The organism is Streptomyces spinosus (genome assembly GCF_020400655.1).
GTDB lineage: Bacteria > Actinomycetota > Actinomycetes > Streptomycetales > Streptomycetaceae > Streptomyces > Streptomyces argyrophylli.
Map to the genome: position 1 here is coordinate 167,248 of NZ_JAINRC010000002.1, position 16,193 is coordinate 183,440.

Consider the following 16,193-nt stretch of genomic DNA (forward strand, 5'->3'; position numbering starts at 1 on the left):
TGCGCCCGAGTACCCCGGCGGACCGTGCCCCCGGTACCCCGGCGGACAGGTGGGCCCGAGGAGCCCGGCGCGGCCGGGATCTAGGCTTCCTGACATGAAGGAAGCCCCGTTGAACTTCTGGTCGCTCTACAGCCACGGCTTCGCGCGGGTCGCCGCGTGCACCGGCCACACCGTCATCGCCGACCCGCGGGCCAACGCCGACGCGGTCCTGCGCCTGGCGCGCCGGTGCGCGGACGAGGGCGTCGCCGTCGCCGTCTTCCCCGAGCTGGGCCTGACCGGCTACTCCATCGAGGACCTGCTCCTCCAGGACGCGCTGCTCGACCAGGTCGAGGCGGCTCTGCACACCGTCGTGGCCGGGTCGGCGGAGCTGCTGCCGGTGCTGGTCGTCGGCGCCCCGCTGCGCCACCGCCACCGGATTTACAACTGCGCGGTGATCGTGCACCGCGGCCGGATCCTCGGTGTCGTACCGAAGTCGTACCCGCCGACCTACCGCGAGTTCTACGAGCGCCGGCAGCTCGCCGACGGGCACGACGAGCGGGGCGGGACCATCCGGGTCGCGGGTGCCGAGGTGCCGTTCGGGGTGGACCTGCTGTTCGCCGCCGAGGACGTGCCCGGGCTGGTGCTGCACACCGAGATCTGCGAGGACATGTGGGTGCCGGTGCCGCCGAGCGCCGAGGCGGCCCTCGCCGGGGCGACCGTGCTGGTCAACCTCTCCGGCAGCCCGATCACGGTCGGCCGGGCCGAGGACCGCAAGCTGCTGTGCCGCTCGGCGTCCTCGCGCTGCCTCGCCGCGTACGTCTACGCGGCGGCCGGCCTCGGCGAGTCGACCACGGACCTGTCCTGGGACGGGCAGACCATGATCTACGAGAACGGGGTGCTGCTCGCCGAGACCGAGCGCTTCCCGCTCGGCGACCGGTACGCGGTCGCCGACGTGGACCTCGACCTGCTGCGGCAGGAGCGGCACCGGATGGGCACCTTCGACGACAACCGCCGGACCCACGCCGCCCGGACCGGCGACTTCCGGACCGTCTCCTTCGAGCTGGACCCGCCGCTCACCGACCTCGGGCTGCGCCGGCGCGTGGAGCGCTTCCCGTTCGTGCCCGCCGACCCCGAGCGGCTCGCCCTGGACTGCTACGAGGCCTACAACATCCAGGTCGCCGGGCTCCAGCAGCGGCTCGCGGCGATCGGCGGCCCCAAGGTCGTCATCGGCGTGTCCGGCGGTCTGGACTCCACGCACGCGCTGATCGTCGCCGCCCGGGCGATGGACCGGGCGGGCCGGCCGCGCAGCGACATCCTGGCCTTCACCCTGCCGGGCTTCGCCACCAGCGACCACACCAAGGACAACGCCCACAAGCTGATGCGGGCGCTCGGCGTCACCGCGGCCGAGCTGGACATCACGCCGACCGCGCGGCTGATGCTGAAGGAGATCGGGCACCCCTTCGCCTCCGGCGAGCCGGTGTACGACGTCACCTTCGAGAACGTGCAGGCCGGTCTGCGCACCGACTACCTGTTCCGGCTGGCCAACCAGCGCGGCGGCATCGTCCTCGGCACCGGCGACCTCTCCGAGCTGGCGCTCGGCTGGTCCACGTACGGCGTCGGCGACCAGATGAGCCACTACAACGTCAACTCCGGCGTGCCGAAGACCTTCATCCAGCACCTGATCCGCTGGGTGATCAACAGCGGCCAGTTCGACGAGGAGACCGGCAAGATCCTGGCCGCGATCCTGGACACCGAGATCAGCCCGGAGCTGGTGCCGGGCGAGGAGATGCAGTCCACCGAGTCGAAGATCGGCCCGTACGCGCTGCACGACTTCACCCTCTTCCACGTGCTGCGCTACGGCTTCCGGCCCTCGAAGATCGCCTTCCTGGCCTGGCACGCCTGGCACGACGCGAAGTCCGGCGCCTGGCCGCCGAACTTCCCGGAGACCAAGCGGGTGGCGTACGACCTGCGGGAGATCCGGCACTGGCTGGAGGTGTTCTGCCGCCGCTTCTTCGCGTTCTCGCAGTTCAAGCGCTCGGCCATGCCGAACGGCCCGAAGGTGTCGGCGGGCGGCTCCCTCTCCCCGCGCGGCGACTGGCGGGCCCCCTCGGACGGCAACGCGGAGGTGTGGCTCAGGGACCTCGCCCGCTTCGACCTCGACAGCGCGGCGGCCGACCGGTAGCCGGGGCCGGGCCGGCCGGTGCCGGTGACCGGTGCCGGTCAGGTGTTCCAGGTCTCGTCGTAGGGGTCGCGCGGGGCCTGCACCGGACGCGTCGCGGTGACCAGCAGATAGGGGATGGGGCCGTCGTTGACCGGGTCGTGGGTGAGCCCGGGGGCGTACGTGCCCGTCACCTCCAGCCAGGCGTCCGGGCGCAGGACCGGCGGCAGCGCGCCGGTCAGCGCGATCTTCACCGGCTGGGCGTCCGCGGCACAGCAGTTGAGGGCCATGCGGACCAGGTAGGGCCGGCCCGCGTGGTCCAGGGCCAGGAAGCCGGTGACCCGGACGGCACGGCCGTGCAGGGAGCGGCCGTGGCCGTAGGCCGCGCGGGAGGCGTAGTCGACGACGGACAGCGGCACCGGGTCGCCCGCCGGCAGCGGGCCGTAGCCGTACGGCTTCTGCAGGGCCGTGCCGGAGCGCAGGGCGCTGTAGGAGCCGAGGGCCGGCGGTGCGATCAGGATCAGGGCGAGGAGCGGCAGCAGGAGCAGCCAGGCGACACGCGGCTCGGGGTGCGGGTGCCGCTCCCGGTCGCGCCGGCGCTCGTACCAGGCCGTCGCCAGGGCCGCCGCGATCAGCACCGCGCCCGCGGCCAGCAGCAGCGGGCGCAGGCCCGCCTTGACGTACCGCAGGTACAGGTCGGTGGTGCCCGCGTGCAGCAGCGCGCCGCCGAGCAGGAACAGGACGGCCGCCTGGGCCTGGCGGTTCACAGCAGCACCGCCCCGGTCAGCACGGCGCCCGCGACGGCCAGCGCGAAGGTGGCGGGCGCGAACCGGAGCGCGAAGCCGCGGCCGAAGGTGCCGGCCTGCATCGCGAAGAGCTTGAGGTCGATCATGGGGCCCACCACCAGGAACACCAGCTTGGCCGTCGGGGAGAACTGGGTGAGGGAGGCGGCGACGAACGCGTCCGCCTCCGAGCAGATCGACAGCAGCACGGCGAGGGCGGCGAGGGCGAGGACCGAGACCAGCGGGGTGCCGGCGGCCGTGCGCAGCCAGTGGGCCGGGACCGCCGCCTTCAGCGTGGCCGCGGCCGTCGCGCCCAGCACCAGGAACCCGCCCGCGTGCATGACGTCGTGCCGGACCGCGCCCCAGAACGCCTCCCCCTTGGTCGCGCCCTCGTGCGCGCCGCGCGCCGGGGTGCGCAGCCAGTCCGTCCGGCCCAGCCGCTGCCACAGCCAGCCCATCGCGCAGGCCACCAGCAGGCTCGCCAGGAACCGGGCCAGGACCATCTCCGGGTGCCCGGGGAAGGCGACGGCGGTGGCGGTCAGCACCACCGGGTTGATCGCGGGCGCGGAGAGCAGGAAGGCCAGGGCGGCGGCCGGGGTCACGCCCCGGCGCACCAGGGCGCCCGCCACCGGCACCGACGCGCACTCGCAGCCCGGCAGCACCGCGCCCGCGACCCCCGCCACCGGCACGGCGAGGGCGGGCCGGCGCGGCAGGGCGCGTGCGAAGAAGGACGCCGGGACGAACACCGCGATCGCCGCCGACAGCAGCACACCCAGCACCAGGAAGGGCAGCGCCTGGACGGTCACCGCCACGAACACGGTCGTCCAGCTCTGCATCAGCGGGGTGCCGAGGGCCCCGCGGATCGGCGACTGGGCGAGCACGGCCGTCAGGAGGGTCAGGGTGAGCGCCAGCGGCGAGCTGAGCCGCCGGCTCCGCGGGGGCCCGGCACGGCTGACGTCCGTACCCAGCGGGGCGTCTTCGGTGATGGCCACGGGCTGTTCCCTCCGGCTGCTGCTCTCCCTCCCCTTCCCTACGCGGATCCCGGCGCGGGCGTTCAGAGCGCCGCTGGAACCACCCGGCTGCTTGGTGCACTCTTTTCCCTCGTGGCGAGCGTTCCGTATCAAGGGGGGCCGGGGTCCCCGCCGGCGCACATGGTGGTGTGCGGGGACGACGGCCTCGCGCACCGGCTGGCCGCCGAGTTGCGCGGGGTCTACGGCGAGCAGGTCACGCTCGTCGTGCCGCCGGACGAGCGCACCGTCCGGCCCCCGGTGGTCGGCCGTGCCCGGTCCGCGTCGGCCGCGCTGTTCGACCGCGTGGTCAGCGCCGCCGTGGGCACCGTGGGCCGCTCCGGCCCGGGCGGGCAGCCGGCCGGCGCGCCGGCCGGCGGGCACCCCGAGGGTGAGGGGGTGCTGGAGGCCGCCGAGCTGACCGAGGCGGTGCTCGCCGAGGCCGGGGTGGCACGGGCCGCCGCGCTGGCCCTGGTGTACGACGACGACGAGACCAACATCCGGGCCGCTCTGACGGCCCGTCGGCTCAATCCACGGCTGCGGCTCGTCCTGCGGCTGTACAACCGGCGGCTGGGCCAGCACATCGAGGAACTCCTCGACCAGGCCGCCGCGTTGGCCGCCGGGGACGACGGCGGCCCGGGCACCGCCACCGAGGCCTCCACCACCGTGCTGTCCGACGCCGACACCGCCGCACCCGCGCTGGCCGCCACTGCCGTCGCCGGTACGAGCAGGGTCGTCCAGACCGAGGGCCTGCTGCTGCGGGCCGTGGAACGGCCGCTGTCCGGGGACGGCCCCGGCACCGGGCTGCACACCCTCGCCCTGCTCTCGGGCGGCGACCCGGGCGGCGCCGACGGCCCGTACGGCGCCGGTGAACAGCAGCCCCGGCTGCTTCCCGACGACGAGGAGGTCCGGCAGGCCGCCGGACGGCAGGCGGTGGTGCTGGAACACGTCTTCGCCCCGGCCGGTGGCGAGTCCGCCGCACCCGCCCGTCGCGCGATGACCGGTGTGCCCCCGCTCGGCTCCCTGTTCTCACGGCGGCTGCGCTGGACCCTCGCCGTGCTCGCGGGCTGCGTGGTGGGCCTCGCCGTCGCCCTGTGGGTGGTCACCGGCATCCATCCGCTGCGCGCCTTCTACATCACCCTGCTCGACCTGTTCGCGATCGACGACCCGGCCCTCAGGCAGCCCCTGGGCCGCCAGCTCCTCCAACTCCTCTCCGCGCTCGTCGGGTTGCTGCTGCTTCCGGTGCTGCTGGCCGCCGCGCTGGAGGCGTTCGGCACCTTCCGCACCGCCTCCGCCCTGCGCAAGCCGCCGCGCGGCCTGAGCGGGCACGTCGTCCTGCTCGGGCTCGGCAAGATCGGCACCCGGGTGCTGACCCGGCTGCGGGAACTGAACATCCCCGTGGTGTGCGTCGAGTCCGACCCGGAGGCGCGGGGCCTCGCCACCGCGCGCCGGCTGCGGGTGCCGGTGGTGCTCGGGGACGTCACCCAGGAGGGCGTCCTGGAGGCCGCCCAGATCCAGCGGGCCCAGGCGCTGCTCGCGGTGACCAGCTCCGACACCACCAACCTGGAGGCCGTGCTGTACGCGCGGACCGTACGGCCCGATCTGCGGGTGGTGCTGCGGCTGTACGACGACGACTTCGCCACCGCCGTGTACCGCACCCTGCGCACCGCCTACCCGCAGGCTCTGACCCGGAGCCGGAGCGTCACCCATCTGGCCGCCCCCGCGTTCGCCGGGGCCATGCTGGGGCGGCAGGTGCTCGGGGCCGTCGCCGTGGAGCGCAGGGTGCTGCTGTTCGCCGCGGTGGACGTGGACGGGCATCCCCAGCTGGAGGGGCGCACCGTGCGGGAGGCCTTCCGGGCCGGGTCCTGGCGGGTCCTGGCGCTGCTGGGCCACGCCGACACCGCGTCCTCCCATGTGCTGGGGAAGGGCGACCGGGTGGTCGTCGCCGCCACCCGGAGAGGCCTCGCGGAGCTGCGCTGAGCCCGGGACAGCACACCTAGACCGGCAGGTGCCGTGCCGCGAACTCCAGCTCCAGTCTCACCTGCTTGATCCGCTCGTCCACGACCAGCGAGCCGTGCCCCGCGTCGTACCGGTACACCTCGTGGACCGCGCCCCGGGTCTCCAGTCTCTTGACGTAGTTGTCGATCTGGCGGATCGGGCAGCGCGGGTCGTTGACGCCCGCCGAGATGTAGACGGGGGCCTTGACCTGGTCGACGTACGTCAGCGGGGACGACGCCTCGAAGCGCTCCGGGACCTCCTGCGGGGTGCCGCCCAGCAGGGTGCGGTCCATGGCCTTCAGGGACTCCATCTCGTCGTGGTACGCGGTGACGTAGTCCGCGACGGGCACCACCGCGATGCCCAGCGCCCAGGCCTCCGGCTGGGTGCCGACGCCGAGCAGGGTCAGATAGCCGCCCCAGGAGGCGCCGGTCAGGACCAGGCGGGCGGGGTCGGCGAGACCGGAGGAGACCGCCCAGTCGCGCACCGCCGCCACGTCCTCCAGCTCGATCAGGCCGACCCGGTGCTTGAGGGCGTCCGTCCAGGCACGGCCGTAGCCGGTGGAGCCTCGGTAGTTGATGCGGACGACCGCGTAGCCGTGGTCGACCCAGGCGGCCGGGCCGGCGGCGAAGGAGTCGCTGTCGTGCCAGGTCGGCCCGCCGTGCAGGTCGAAGACGGTGGGCAGGGGGCCCGTGGCGCCCGCCGGCTTCTGGACCAGGGCGTGGATACGGCCGCCGGGGCCCTCCACCCACACGTCCTGCACCGGCACCGACGCCGGGCACGCCATCCCCGGCGGGTCCAGCACCACACCGCCGGCCGTGGAGCGGACCGCCGGGGGCTCGGCGGCCGACGACCACAGGTACTCCACGCTGCCGTCGGGGCGGGCCGTCGCCCCGGAGACCGTGCCGGGCGGGGTGGGGATGCGGGTCAGCTCGCGGGTCGCGACGTCGTACCGGAACAGCTCGCTGCGGGCCTCGAAGCCGTGGACGACGAGCAGGGCCGAGCCGTCCGGGTACCACTCGGCGCTGACGTCGCCGGGCAGGTCGAGGGCCAGGCCGGTCTCCTCGCCCGTGGCCACGTCCCACACCAGCGGCTCCCAGCGGCCCCGGCGCTGGTGGCCGATGAGCAGCCGGGTGTCGCCGTCGACCGGGGCGAAGCCCAGCACCTCGAGGCCCAGCTCCTCGGTGCCGCCCTTGGTGTCGTCCAGCTCGGCGACCGTCGTGCCGTCCGGGCGGAGCACCCGCAGGGCCGCGTGCATGGCGTCGCCGTGCTCGGTGTGCTCCACGGCGATCAGGGAGCCGTCGTGCGAGAGGTCGCCGACGCCCGCCGACTCGCGGTGGCGGTAGATCTCCACCGGGTCCGCGCCCTCGCGGGCCAGGTGGATCGTCGTGCCCTCCTCGTCCGTGGAGCGGCCGACGACCGCCGTGCGGCCGTCGCGGGACAGGGCCAGGCCGGCCGGGTACGACGGGTCGAGACCGGGTACGGCGGGCTCGTCCGGGCCGCCCGTGAACGGCTGGCGGCGCCAGATGCCGAACTCGTCGCCGTCCTTGTCGTCGAACCACCAGATCCAGGCGCCGTCCGGGGAGAGCACGCCGTCCGTCGTGCCGTTCGGCCGGGCCGTCGCCTGGCGCTGCTCGCCCGTCGCCCGGTCCCAGGCGTACAGCTCGTACGTCCCCGTCGCGTTCGACACGAACAGGGAGCGGTCCGGCGCGTCCTCCGCCCAGTCGGGCAGCGACACCCGCGGCGCCCGGAAGCGCTTCTCCCAGTCCGGCATGTCCGCTGTGTGCTGCGTGGGCGGCGTACCGCCGTCGTTCATGGCCCCAGTCATGCGCCCATAGTGCCTGGCCGCGCCGACAATTGGGTGGCGGGAGCGCACAGCCTGTGGATAACTTCCGCGGCATGAGCGTTTCCGTCACTTCTCCGTCCGCACCCGAGGGGCCGTCGTCCCCGTCGGCGCCGGAGCACCCCTCCCCGTCCGTTCCCGAGGGCTGGCGCGAGGACAACAAGGCCATGTGGGACGAGAGGGTGCCCCTCCACGTCGCCGGACCCTTCTACGACCTCGAAGGCTTCCGCACCCGCCGGGACGACCTGCGGGACTTCGAGCGGGCCGAGGTCGGGGACGTCACCGGGAAGTCGCTGCTGCACCTGCAGTGCCACATCGGCACCGACACCCTCTCCTGGCTCCACCACGGCGCCGCCCGCGTCACCGGCCTGGACTTCTCCGCACCCGCGGTGGAGGCGGCCCGCGCGCTCGCCGCCGACCTCGGGTACGGCCCCGACCGGGCCGCCTTCGTCACCAGTGACGTGTACGACGCGGCCGGGGCCGTGCCCGAGCCGTCGTACGACATCGTCTACACCGGGCTGGGCGCCCTGTGCTGGCTGCCGGACCTCGGGCGCTGGGCCCGGACGGCCGCCTCCCTCGTCGCGCCCGGCGGTTTCCTCTACCTCGCCGAGTTCCACCCGATCACCGAGACCCTGGACGACGAGACCGGCACCCGGGTCGTGCGCGACTACTTCACCCGGGACGCGCAGGTGTGGAACGAACCGGGCACCTACGCCGACCTGGACGCCGTCACCGTCCACAACCGCAGCGTGGAGTGGCAGCACCCGCTCGGGGACGTGGTCTCCGCGCTCGCCGCGGCCGGGCTGCGCATCGAGTTCCTGCACGAGCACGACGTGTCGCTCTTCCCGCGCTTCGGGAACTTCGAGGTGCGCGACGGCTACCACAGGTTCCCGGCGGGCCATCCGCGCATCCCGCTGATCTACTCCCTCAGGGCGGCCAAGGACTGACCCGAGGCCGGGGCACCGGGCCGGGCGCCGTACCGTGGAGGGCGTGTACCGGTTTCTGCTGACACCCCGCTGGTGGGGCATCAACGTCTTCGTGCTGCTCGCCATCCCGTTCTGCGTCTTCATGGGGTCGTGGCAGCTGAGCCGGTTCGAGGGGCGGGTGCAGGACCATCGCGCCGCGACCGAACAGGCCGCCTCCGACCGGGACGAGGCCGCGCGCCCGCTGGACTCGTTGCTGCCCGTCGACAAGAGCACGTCGGGACGGCGGGTCACGGCGAGCGGGCGGTACGGGGAGCAGTTGCTGGTGCCGGGACGGGAGCTGGACGGCAAGCGCGGCTTCTACGTGCTGACGCTGCTGCGTACCGGTTCCGGCAAGGCGCTGCCCGTGGTGCGGGGCTGGCTGCCGGGTACGGCGGACGCGGCGAAGGCGCCCGCGCCGCCCCGCGGCGAGGTCACCGTCACCGGTGCGCTGCAGGCGCCCGAGACGCCCGGGGACAACGGGGTCAGCGCGCAGGGCGGGCTGCCCGCCGGGCAGACCTCCGCGATCAGCCCGGCGTCGCTGGTCAACCTGGTGCCGTACCGGCTGTACGACGCCTGGGTCACCCTGGACAAGGGGGACGCCGGGATGAAGGCCGTGCCCGCGAGCGCGCCGGGCGGTACGGGGCTGGACCTCAAGGCGTTCCAGAACCTCGGTTACACCGGCGAGTGGTTCGTGTTCGCGGGCTTCGTGGTGTTCATGTGGTTCCGTCTGCTGCGACGGGAGCTGGAGTTCCAGCGGGACGCCGCGCTCGGGCTCGTGCCGGAGGAGCCGGAGCAGTCTCCGGTACCGACCGGCTGACGCGCGGGAACCGCGCGGCCGGCCACGACGGACCCGCGGCCGCGCACGCTCCCCCCGGACGGACGGCGTCGACGCACCCCGCTCCCGCCGAAGGGTCAGGCGCCCGCGAGGACCCCGGTGTAGTAGACCGTCCCCGCGCACGCGCCGGGCACCACCGCCGTCGCCGTCGGCGAACCCCCCTGTGCGGTGTGGGTCACCGTGACGCTGCCGTCGGCCGTGCCGTCCTCGGTGACGAGCTGCGGTGCCGTGCCCTCCGTGCCGGTGCTGTCGGTCGTGGTGCCGGAGGCGCTCTGGGTGGGCGACGGATCGGGCGTCGGGCCGGTGGGGCCCGGGTCGCCCGGACCGCTGTCGCCGCCGCTGGTGGGGCAGGTCTGCGAGGGGACGAAGGCGAACTTCTCCTCGTACGCCGCGCCCGGCTGGAGGACCAGCCCGGTGACCTCCTGGGACGGGTCGGGCAGGGCGGTCGCCGCGTCACCGGCGGTGTGCCGGGCGGTGAGGATCTTGGCCGGGTCGGCGGCGCCCTGGGCCGTGGGCGTGACGCTGCCGGCGCCGGCGACCGTGCAGGCGGTGCCGGAGATGTTGGTGACGCGGAAGGTGCCGTAGACGACCCCCGCGGTGTCGGGCGCGTTCGCGCTGCCGGTGGCGGAGCCCAGCTGGGTCGCCGTACAGAGCGGGACGCCCGAGGACGGCGTGGCGGAGGGGCCGACGGAGCCGGTGGAGCCGCCGCCGCCGCCGCTGCCGGGCGTCGTGCCCTTGTCGTCGGGCCGGCCGGACTCCTTGCCGGGCTTGGCCGTCGTACCCCCGGTGTCCTTCGGGTCGCTCTTGCCTGTGCCCTTGTCCTTGCCCTGCCCGGTGCCGCCCTGGGCCTGGGAGGACTGGCCGGCCATCGCGGTGTTGGGGTCGGAGCCGCCGGCCTGGGAGACGTGTACGAGGGCGGGGATCGCGGTGCCGATGAACAGGGCCGCCGCGGCCATGCCGACCACCGCCTGGCGCTTGCGCGCGCGGCGCGCGGGGACGGCCCGGCGCAGGTGGTCCAGGGTTCCGGTGCGCGGTTCGATGTCGTCGACCGCCGAGTGCAGCAGTCGGCGCAGGGCCAGTTCGTCGGAGTCGGGCCCGTCCAGGCTGTGGACTCCTTCGAGCCTCTCCGGGCCCTTGTCGTCGGGGCCGTGGTTCACAGTTCCGTTCCCAGCGTGCGATGGCGTGTGCTGTTGCCCGTCGCCCTGCGTCGGCTCGTGCCAGACGTAGGGCTCGTGGCGTTCATGGGAGTGGCGCTCATGGGAGTGACCCTCATGGCAGGCGCCCTCTTCGGCGTGGTCGCTCATGCCGGTGTCCCCATGGCGACCCGCAGTGCGGCGATGCCCCGGGAACCGTACGCCTTGACCGAGCCGAGGGATATGCCGAGCGTCTCGGCGACCTGGGCCTCGGTCATGTCCGCGAAGTAGCGCAGCACGAGGACCTCGCGCTGACGGCGCTGGAGCCCCTTCATCGCCTTGATGAGGTCGCGGCGCTCCAGCTGGTCGTAGGCGCCCTCTTCCGCGCTCGCCATGTCGGGCATCGGCTTGGAGAGCAGTTTCAGGCCGAGGATGCGCCGGCGCAGCGTGGAGCGGGAGAGGTTGACGACCGTCTGCCGCAGGTAGGCGAGGGTCTTCTCGGGGTCGCGGACGCGCTTGCGGGCCGAGTGGACGCGGATGAACGCCTCCTGGACGACGTCCTCGCAGGAGGCGGTGTCGTCGAGGAGGAGTGCGGCGAGACCGAGCAGCGAGCGGTAGTGCGCCCGGTAGGTCTCGGTGAGGTGGTCGACGGTCGTGCCGGCGGCCTCGGCCGCCACGGCACCCGCGGAGTCCTCGGCGCCGTCACGCTGACTGGGTATGCGGGCGGGCCGCGCTGCGGGCATGGGCGCGATCACCGGCATGCCGCCGGACGGGCGGGGCCGGAGCGCCGCGCGGGGCCGCAGGGCCGTACCGCCGCGGGCCACACTGAGTTCGAGTACCTCTGCCACGCCTGTTGGACACGCTGCCCCCCTCGGGGGTTGTACGTGCCGGGCGTCACATGTGCGACAACCGGCGGCGCCTCAAGTGCCGTCATGCGTCCCGCTCTTCCCTTATGTCCCATATGAACGGGCGCCCCCACGCCCCGACCACGGCGTCCCCACGCCGGGATCATCACGTCCCCAGGTCCCGCAAGGGTGACCGCAAAGACGCTCCCCGCCTCCGTACGGTTGCGGATGGCGGGGAGGGAAATCCTCTGTCGCGGGCAGGGAGTGGTTCAAGCCGTTTGGACCATGCTCCCGACCACAGTGCTTACAGAGATCCTACAAAGTTCAACGGCTATGTGGGGGCGGACAGCTCCGCCGCGACGAGTTCCGCGATCTGCGCGCAGTTCAGCGCGGCGCCCTTGCGCAGGTTGTCGCCGCAGACGAAGAGCTCCAGCGCGGTGGGGTCGTCCAGGGCCCGGCGCACCCGGCCCACCCAGGTCGGGTCGGTGCCCACCACGTCGGCGGGGGTGGGGAACTCACCGGCCGCCGGGTCGTCGCACAGCACCACGCCCGGTGCGGTCGCGAGGATCTCGCGGGCCCCGTCGACACCGACCTCCCGCTGGAAACGGGCGTGGACGGTGAGCGAGTGCGTGGTGACCACCGGCACCCGGACACAGGTCACGGCGACCGGCAGCGCCGGCAGGCCGAGGATCTTCCGGGACTCGTCGCGGACCTTCATCTCCTCCGACGACCAGCCGTCCTCGCGCAGCGAGCCGGCCCACGGCACGACGTTGAGCGCGACCGGCTCGGGGAACGGCCCGGTGTCGTCCCCGACGGCCCGCCGTACGTCCCCGGGCTTGGTGCCCAGCTCGGTGCCGGCGACCAGCGACAGCTGGGCCCGCAGCGTCTCCACGCCGGCCCGCCCGGCCCCGCTCACCGCCTGGTACGACGACACCACCAGCTCGCGCAGCCCGAACTCGGCGTGCAGCGCGCCCAGGGCGACGATCATCGTCAGGGTCGTGCAGTTGGGGTTGGCGACGATCCCGCGCGGCCGGGACCGCACGGCGTGCGGGTTGATCTCGGGCACGACGAGCGGCACGTCCGGGTCCATGCGGAAGGCGCCGGAGTTGTCGACGACGACCGCGCCGTGCGCGGCGGCGACCGGCGCCCACTCGGCGGCGACCTCGTCCGGGACGTCGAACAGCGCGATGTCGACCCCGGCGAGGGCGTCCTCCGTCAGGGCCACCACCTCGACCTCCTCGCCGCGCACGGCCAGCTTGCGGCCGGCCGAGCGCGGGGAGGCGATCAGGCGGATCTCGCCCCAGACGTCCGCGCGCTGGGACAGGATCTGGAGCATGACCGTGCCGACGGCTCCGGTCGCTCCCACGACCGCGAGCGTCGGCCTGCCGGTCATCGGACCGTGTCCCGGCTCATCGGCCGGTGCCGCCGTAGACGACGGCCTCGTCGCTGTCGGAGTCCAGACCGAAGGCGGTGTGGACGGCGCGGACGGCCTCCGGCACGTCGTCGGCCCGGGTGACCACCGAGATGCGGATCTCGGACGTCGAGATCAGCTCGATGTTCACACCGGCGTCGCTGAGCGCCTCGAAGAACCCGGCGGTGACGCCCGGGTTGGTCTTCATGCCGGCGCCGACCAGGGAGATCTTGCCGATCTGGTCGTCGTAGCGCAGCGAATCGAAGCCGATGCCGGAGCGGTTCTTCTCCAGCGCGTCGATGGCCTTGCGGCCCTCGGTCTTCGGCAGCGTGAAGGAGATGTCCGTCAGGCCCGTGGAGGCCGCGGACACGTTCTGCACGACCATGTCGATGTTGATCTCGGCATCGGCGATGGTCCGGAAGATCGCGGCGGCCTCACCCGGCTTGTCCGGCACGCCGACGACCGTGATCTTGGCCTCGGAGGTGTCGTGCGCGACACCGGAGATGATGGCCTGCTCCACCTTCTTGTCCCCAATCGGCTCACTGCTGACCCACGTGCCCTGCAGTCCGCTGAAGGACGACCGGACGTGGATCGGGATGTTGTAGCGGCGGGCGTACTCCACACAGCGGTGGAGGAGCACCTTGGAGCCGGAGGCCGCGAGCTCCAGCATGTCCTCGAAGGAGATCCAGTCGATCTTCTTCGCCTTCTTGACCACGCGCGGGTCGGCGGTGAACACGCCGTCGACGTCGGTGTAGATCTCGCAGACCTCGGCGTCGAGCGCGGCGGCGAGCGCCACGGCGGTGGTGTCGGACCCGCCGCGGCCCAGCGTGGTGATGTCCTTCTTGTCGGCGCTCACGCCCTGGAACCCGGCGACGATGGCGATGTTGCCCTCGTCGAGAGCCGTCCTGATCCGCCCCGGCGTGACGTCGATGATCCGGGCTTTGTTGTGGACCGAGTCGGTGATGACGCCTGCCTGGCTGCCGGTGAAGGACTGCGCCTCGTGGCCCAGGTTTTTGATCGCCATCGCCAGCAGGGCCATGGAGATCCGCTCTCCGGCGGTCAGCAGCATGTCGAATTCCCGCCCGGCAGGCATCGGAGAAACCTGCTCGGCGAGATCGATCAGCTCGTCCGTCGTGTCGCCCATCGCGGAAACGACGACGACAACCTGGTTGCCGTTCTTCTTCGCTTCCACGATCCGCTTGGCGACGCGCTTGATGCCCTCGGCATCGGCTACGGAGGAGCCTCCGTACTTCTGCACGACAAGGCCCACGTGCGCTCCTCGCTCGGTTCGTTTGTGTCGGCTCAGTCTATCGAGCGTCCGAAATCCACCACCCTGCTCCCGCATGGTGAGACATCCGCCCGCCCGGTCTCGACCCCTGCCCAGCGATCGGCCCACCACTCGGAAAGTGCCCTGGCTCACAAGGTGCCGGGTCCGGACCCGGCACCGGTCCGGTCACTGCCCGGGACGGATCCCCAGGGGCTCGCCGATCTCCTCGGCCATGACGCGGCCCGCCTCGAACTCCAGGATCTCGTCGCCCACGGCGGCCTGGTCGGTGTCGAGGCCGTCCAGTTCCTCCAGGGGCTGGTTGAGGCGGACGTGGATGAGGACGGACTGCAGGGCGCGCAGCACCGCGGAGGCCGTCGGGCCCCAGTTGGAGAAGTAGGAGAACTGCCACCACCACAGGGCCTCGGTGGTGCGGCCCGCGCGGTAGTGGGCCATGCCGTGGCGGAGGTCGGTGATGATGTCGGCGAGGTCGTCGGAGAGCCGGGCCGGCACCGGCGCCTTGCGCGGCTCGTACGGGTCGAAGACCTCGGAGTAGACGTCGATCGGGTCCAGGAGCCGGGCGTAGTTCTCGCGCAGCTCGTCCACGTCCGGCTCGGGCCCCGGGTCGGGCTCGTAGCGCTCCTCGGGGACGATGTCCTCGTGGGCGCCCAGCCGGCCGCCGGCCAGCAGGAGCTGGGAGACCTCAAGGAGCAGGAAGGGGACCGCCGATTCGGGCTCGTCGCCCTTCGCCACCTCCGTGACGGCCACCAGGAAGCTCTCGACCTGGTCCGCGATCTGGACCACGAAGTCGTCCGGGTTCTGCGTCGAGGCGTGCAGCGTGGCGTCAGACATCTAGGAGTCGTCTCCCCTCGAAGGCGCGGCCGAGGGTCACCTCGTCCGCGTATTCCAGGTCACCGCCCACCGGGAGGCCGCTGGCCAGGCGGGTGACCTTCAGGCCCATGGGCTTGATCATGCGGGCGAGGTACGTCGCCGTCGCCTCGCCTTCCAGATTCGGGTCCGTGGCCAGGATCAGTTCCGTGACCGTCCCGTCGGCCAACCGTGCGAGAAGTTCTCGTATACGCAGGTCGTCGGGGCCCACGCCCTCGATCGGGCTGATCGCGCCGCCGAGCACGTGGTACCGGCCCCGGAACTCGCGGGTGCGCTCGATCGCGACGACGTCCTTCGGTTCCTCCACCACACAGATGACGGAGGGGTCGCGGCGCGGGTCGCGGCAGATGCCGCACAGCTCCTCCTGCGCCACGTTCCCGCAGGTCGCGCAGAAACGCACCCTCGCCTTCACTTCCAGGAGCGCCTGCGCGAGCCGCTTCACGTCCGTCGGCTCGGCCTGCAGGATGTGGAAGGCGATCCGCTGCGCGCTCTTGGGACCGACGCCGGGCAGCCGCCCCAGCTCGTCGATGAGGTCCTGGACCACGCCTTCGTACAACGGACTGCCCTTCCTGGAGACCTTTCGGTACGTACGGTAGTTGCCTGACGCCTCCGCCCGGAAGGCGGAGGCGTCAGAACGGCAGGCCCGGGATGCCGCTGCCGCCGCCCAGCCCCTGGGCCAGCGGGCCGAGCTTCTGCTGCTGGAGCGCCTGCGCGTTCTCGTTGGCCGCCTGTACGGCCGCCACGATCAGGTCGGCGAGGGTCTCGGTGTCCTCCGGGTCCACCGCCTTCGGGTCGATCTTCAGCGCCCGCAGCTCACCGGCACCGGTGACGGTGGCCTGCACCAGGCCGCCACCCGCCTGCCCGTCGACCTCCGTGTTCGCCAGTTCCTCCTGCGCCCGCTGCAGGTCCTGCTGCATCTTCTGGGCCTGCTGGAGCAACTGCTGCATGTTGGGCTGGCCACCACCGGGGATCACGATCAGCTCCTCACCGTCTTCTCCGACGTCCGTCCGACGTTCTGTCCGACGTTCCTCGTGCGACGTTCTTCTCCGTCGTGAATGAGCCTACGTGGTCCACGCGGCCACTGCTCC

14 protein-coding genes are annotated in these 16,193 nt (G+C 73.0%); 4 read left to right on the plus strand and 10 right to left on the minus strand.

The window, feature by feature from the left end:
* The first annotated feature begins 94 nt into the window (after positions 1 to 94).
* Positions 95 to 2,161 carry an NAD(+) synthase gene (locus LG395_RS04640; protein WP_225808542.1) on the plus strand — a complete coding sequence of 689 codons (2,067 nt, stop codon included), beginning with the start codon at positions 95 to 97 and terminating at the stop codon, positions 2,159 to 2,161.
* Between the two features lie 38 nt (positions 2,162 to 2,199).
* Here LG395_RS04640 and LG395_RS04645 read toward each other — a convergent pair whose 3' ends face one another.
* Both LG395_RS04645 and LG395_RS04650 read right to left on the minus strand, forming a co-directional pair.
* Positions 2,200 to 2,904: a TIGR03943 family putative permease subunit gene (locus tag LG395_RS04645; RefSeq protein WP_171154275.1), complete on the minus strand. Its 705-nt coding sequence runs from the start codon at positions 2,902 to 2,904 to the stop codon at positions 2,200 to 2,202.
* Positions 2,901 to 3,911: a permease gene (locus LG395_RS04650; RefSeq protein WP_225808543.1), complete on the minus strand. Its 1,011-nt coding sequence runs from the start codon at positions 3,909 to 3,911 to the stop codon at positions 2,901 to 2,903. The genes LG395_RS04645 and LG395_RS04650 overlap by 4 nt, the downstream gene beginning before the upstream one ends.
* 159 nt (positions 3,912 to 4,070) lie before the next feature.
* Here LG395_RS04650 and LG395_RS04655 point away from each other — a divergent pair, with 159 nt between their 5' ends.
* Positions 4,071 to 5,906: an NAD(P)-binding protein gene (locus LG395_RS04655; protein ID WP_225808787.1), complete on the plus strand. Its 1,836-nt coding sequence runs from the start codon at positions 4,071 to 4,073 to the stop codon at positions 5,904 to 5,906.
* 16 nt (positions 5,907 to 5,922) lie between these two features.
* Here LG395_RS04655 and LG395_RS04660 read toward each other — a convergent pair whose 3' ends face one another.
* Complete coding sequence (locus tag LG395_RS04660) at positions 5,923 to 7,737, minus strand: S9 family peptidase (RefSeq protein WP_225808788.1); 1,815 nt, start codon at positions 7,735 to 7,737, stop codon at positions 5,923 to 5,925.
* Positions 7,738 to 7,931: 194 nt separating this feature from the next.
* Here LG395_RS04660 and LG395_RS04665 point away from each other — a divergent pair, with 194 nt between their 5' ends.
* The gene (locus LG395_RS04665; RefSeq protein WP_225808789.1) at positions 7,932 to 8,711 is read left to right on the plus strand and encodes a class I SAM-dependent methyltransferase; all 780 of its coding nucleotides are present in this window, start codon (positions 7,932 to 7,934) and stop codon (positions 8,709 to 8,711) included.
* 43 nt (positions 8,712 to 8,754) lie between these two features.
* Positions 8,755 to 9,546, plus strand: coding sequence for an SURF1 family protein (locus tag LG395_RS04670; protein WP_225808544.1), 792 nt, complete (start codon positions 8,755 to 8,757; stop codon positions 9,544 to 9,546).
* Positions 9,547 to 9,641: 95 nt separating this feature from the next.
* Here the strand turns inward: LG395_RS04670 and LG395_RS04675 are convergent, their stop codons facing one another.
* From LG395_RS04675 to LG395_RS04705, 7 genes are all read right to left on the minus strand, one after another.
* Entirely contained in the window at positions 9,642 to 10,721 is a 1,080-nt protein-coding gene (locus tag LG395_RS04675; RefSeq protein WP_225808545.1) for a hypothetical protein, read from the minus strand.
* Positions 10,722 to 10,864: 143 nt separating this feature from the next.
* Positions 10,865 to 11,545: a SigE family RNA polymerase sigma factor gene (locus tag LG395_RS04680; protein ID WP_171154283.1), complete on the minus strand. Its 681-nt coding sequence runs from the start codon at positions 11,543 to 11,545 to the stop codon at positions 10,865 to 10,867.
* Positions 11,546 to 11,873: 328 nt separating this feature from the next.
* Entirely contained in the window at positions 11,874 to 12,935 is a 1,062-nt protein-coding gene (locus LG395_RS04685) for an aspartate-semialdehyde dehydrogenase (protein ID WP_171154284.1), read from the minus strand.
* 16 nt (positions 12,936 to 12,951) lie between these two features.
* The gene (locus LG395_RS04690) at positions 12,952 to 14,223 is read right to left on the minus strand and encodes an aspartate kinase (RefSeq protein ID WP_014673991.1); all 1,272 of its coding nucleotides are present in this window, start codon (positions 14,221 to 14,223) and stop codon (positions 12,952 to 12,954) included.
* Between the two features lie 183 nt (positions 14,224 to 14,406).
* The gene (locus LG395_RS04695; RefSeq protein WP_225808546.1) at positions 14,407 to 15,069 is read right to left on the minus strand and encodes a DUF5063 domain-containing protein; all 663 of its coding nucleotides are present in this window, start codon (positions 15,067 to 15,069) and stop codon (positions 14,407 to 14,409) included.
* Complete coding sequence (gene recR, locus LG395_RS04700) at positions 15,062 to 15,661, minus strand: recombination mediator RecR (RefSeq protein ID WP_103814721.1); 600 nt, start codon at positions 15,659 to 15,661, stop codon at positions 15,062 to 15,064. Before recR ends, LG395_RS04695 begins: the two co-directional genes overlap by 8 nt.
* A gap of 73 nt (positions 15,662 to 15,734) precedes the next feature.
* A complete protein-coding gene (locus LG395_RS04705) occupies positions 15,735 to 16,079 on the minus strand; it encodes a YbaB/EbfC family nucleoid-associated protein (RefSeq protein ID WP_171154288.1) in 345 nt (114 codons plus the stop codon).
* Positions 16,080 to 16,193 lie beyond the last annotated feature (114 nt).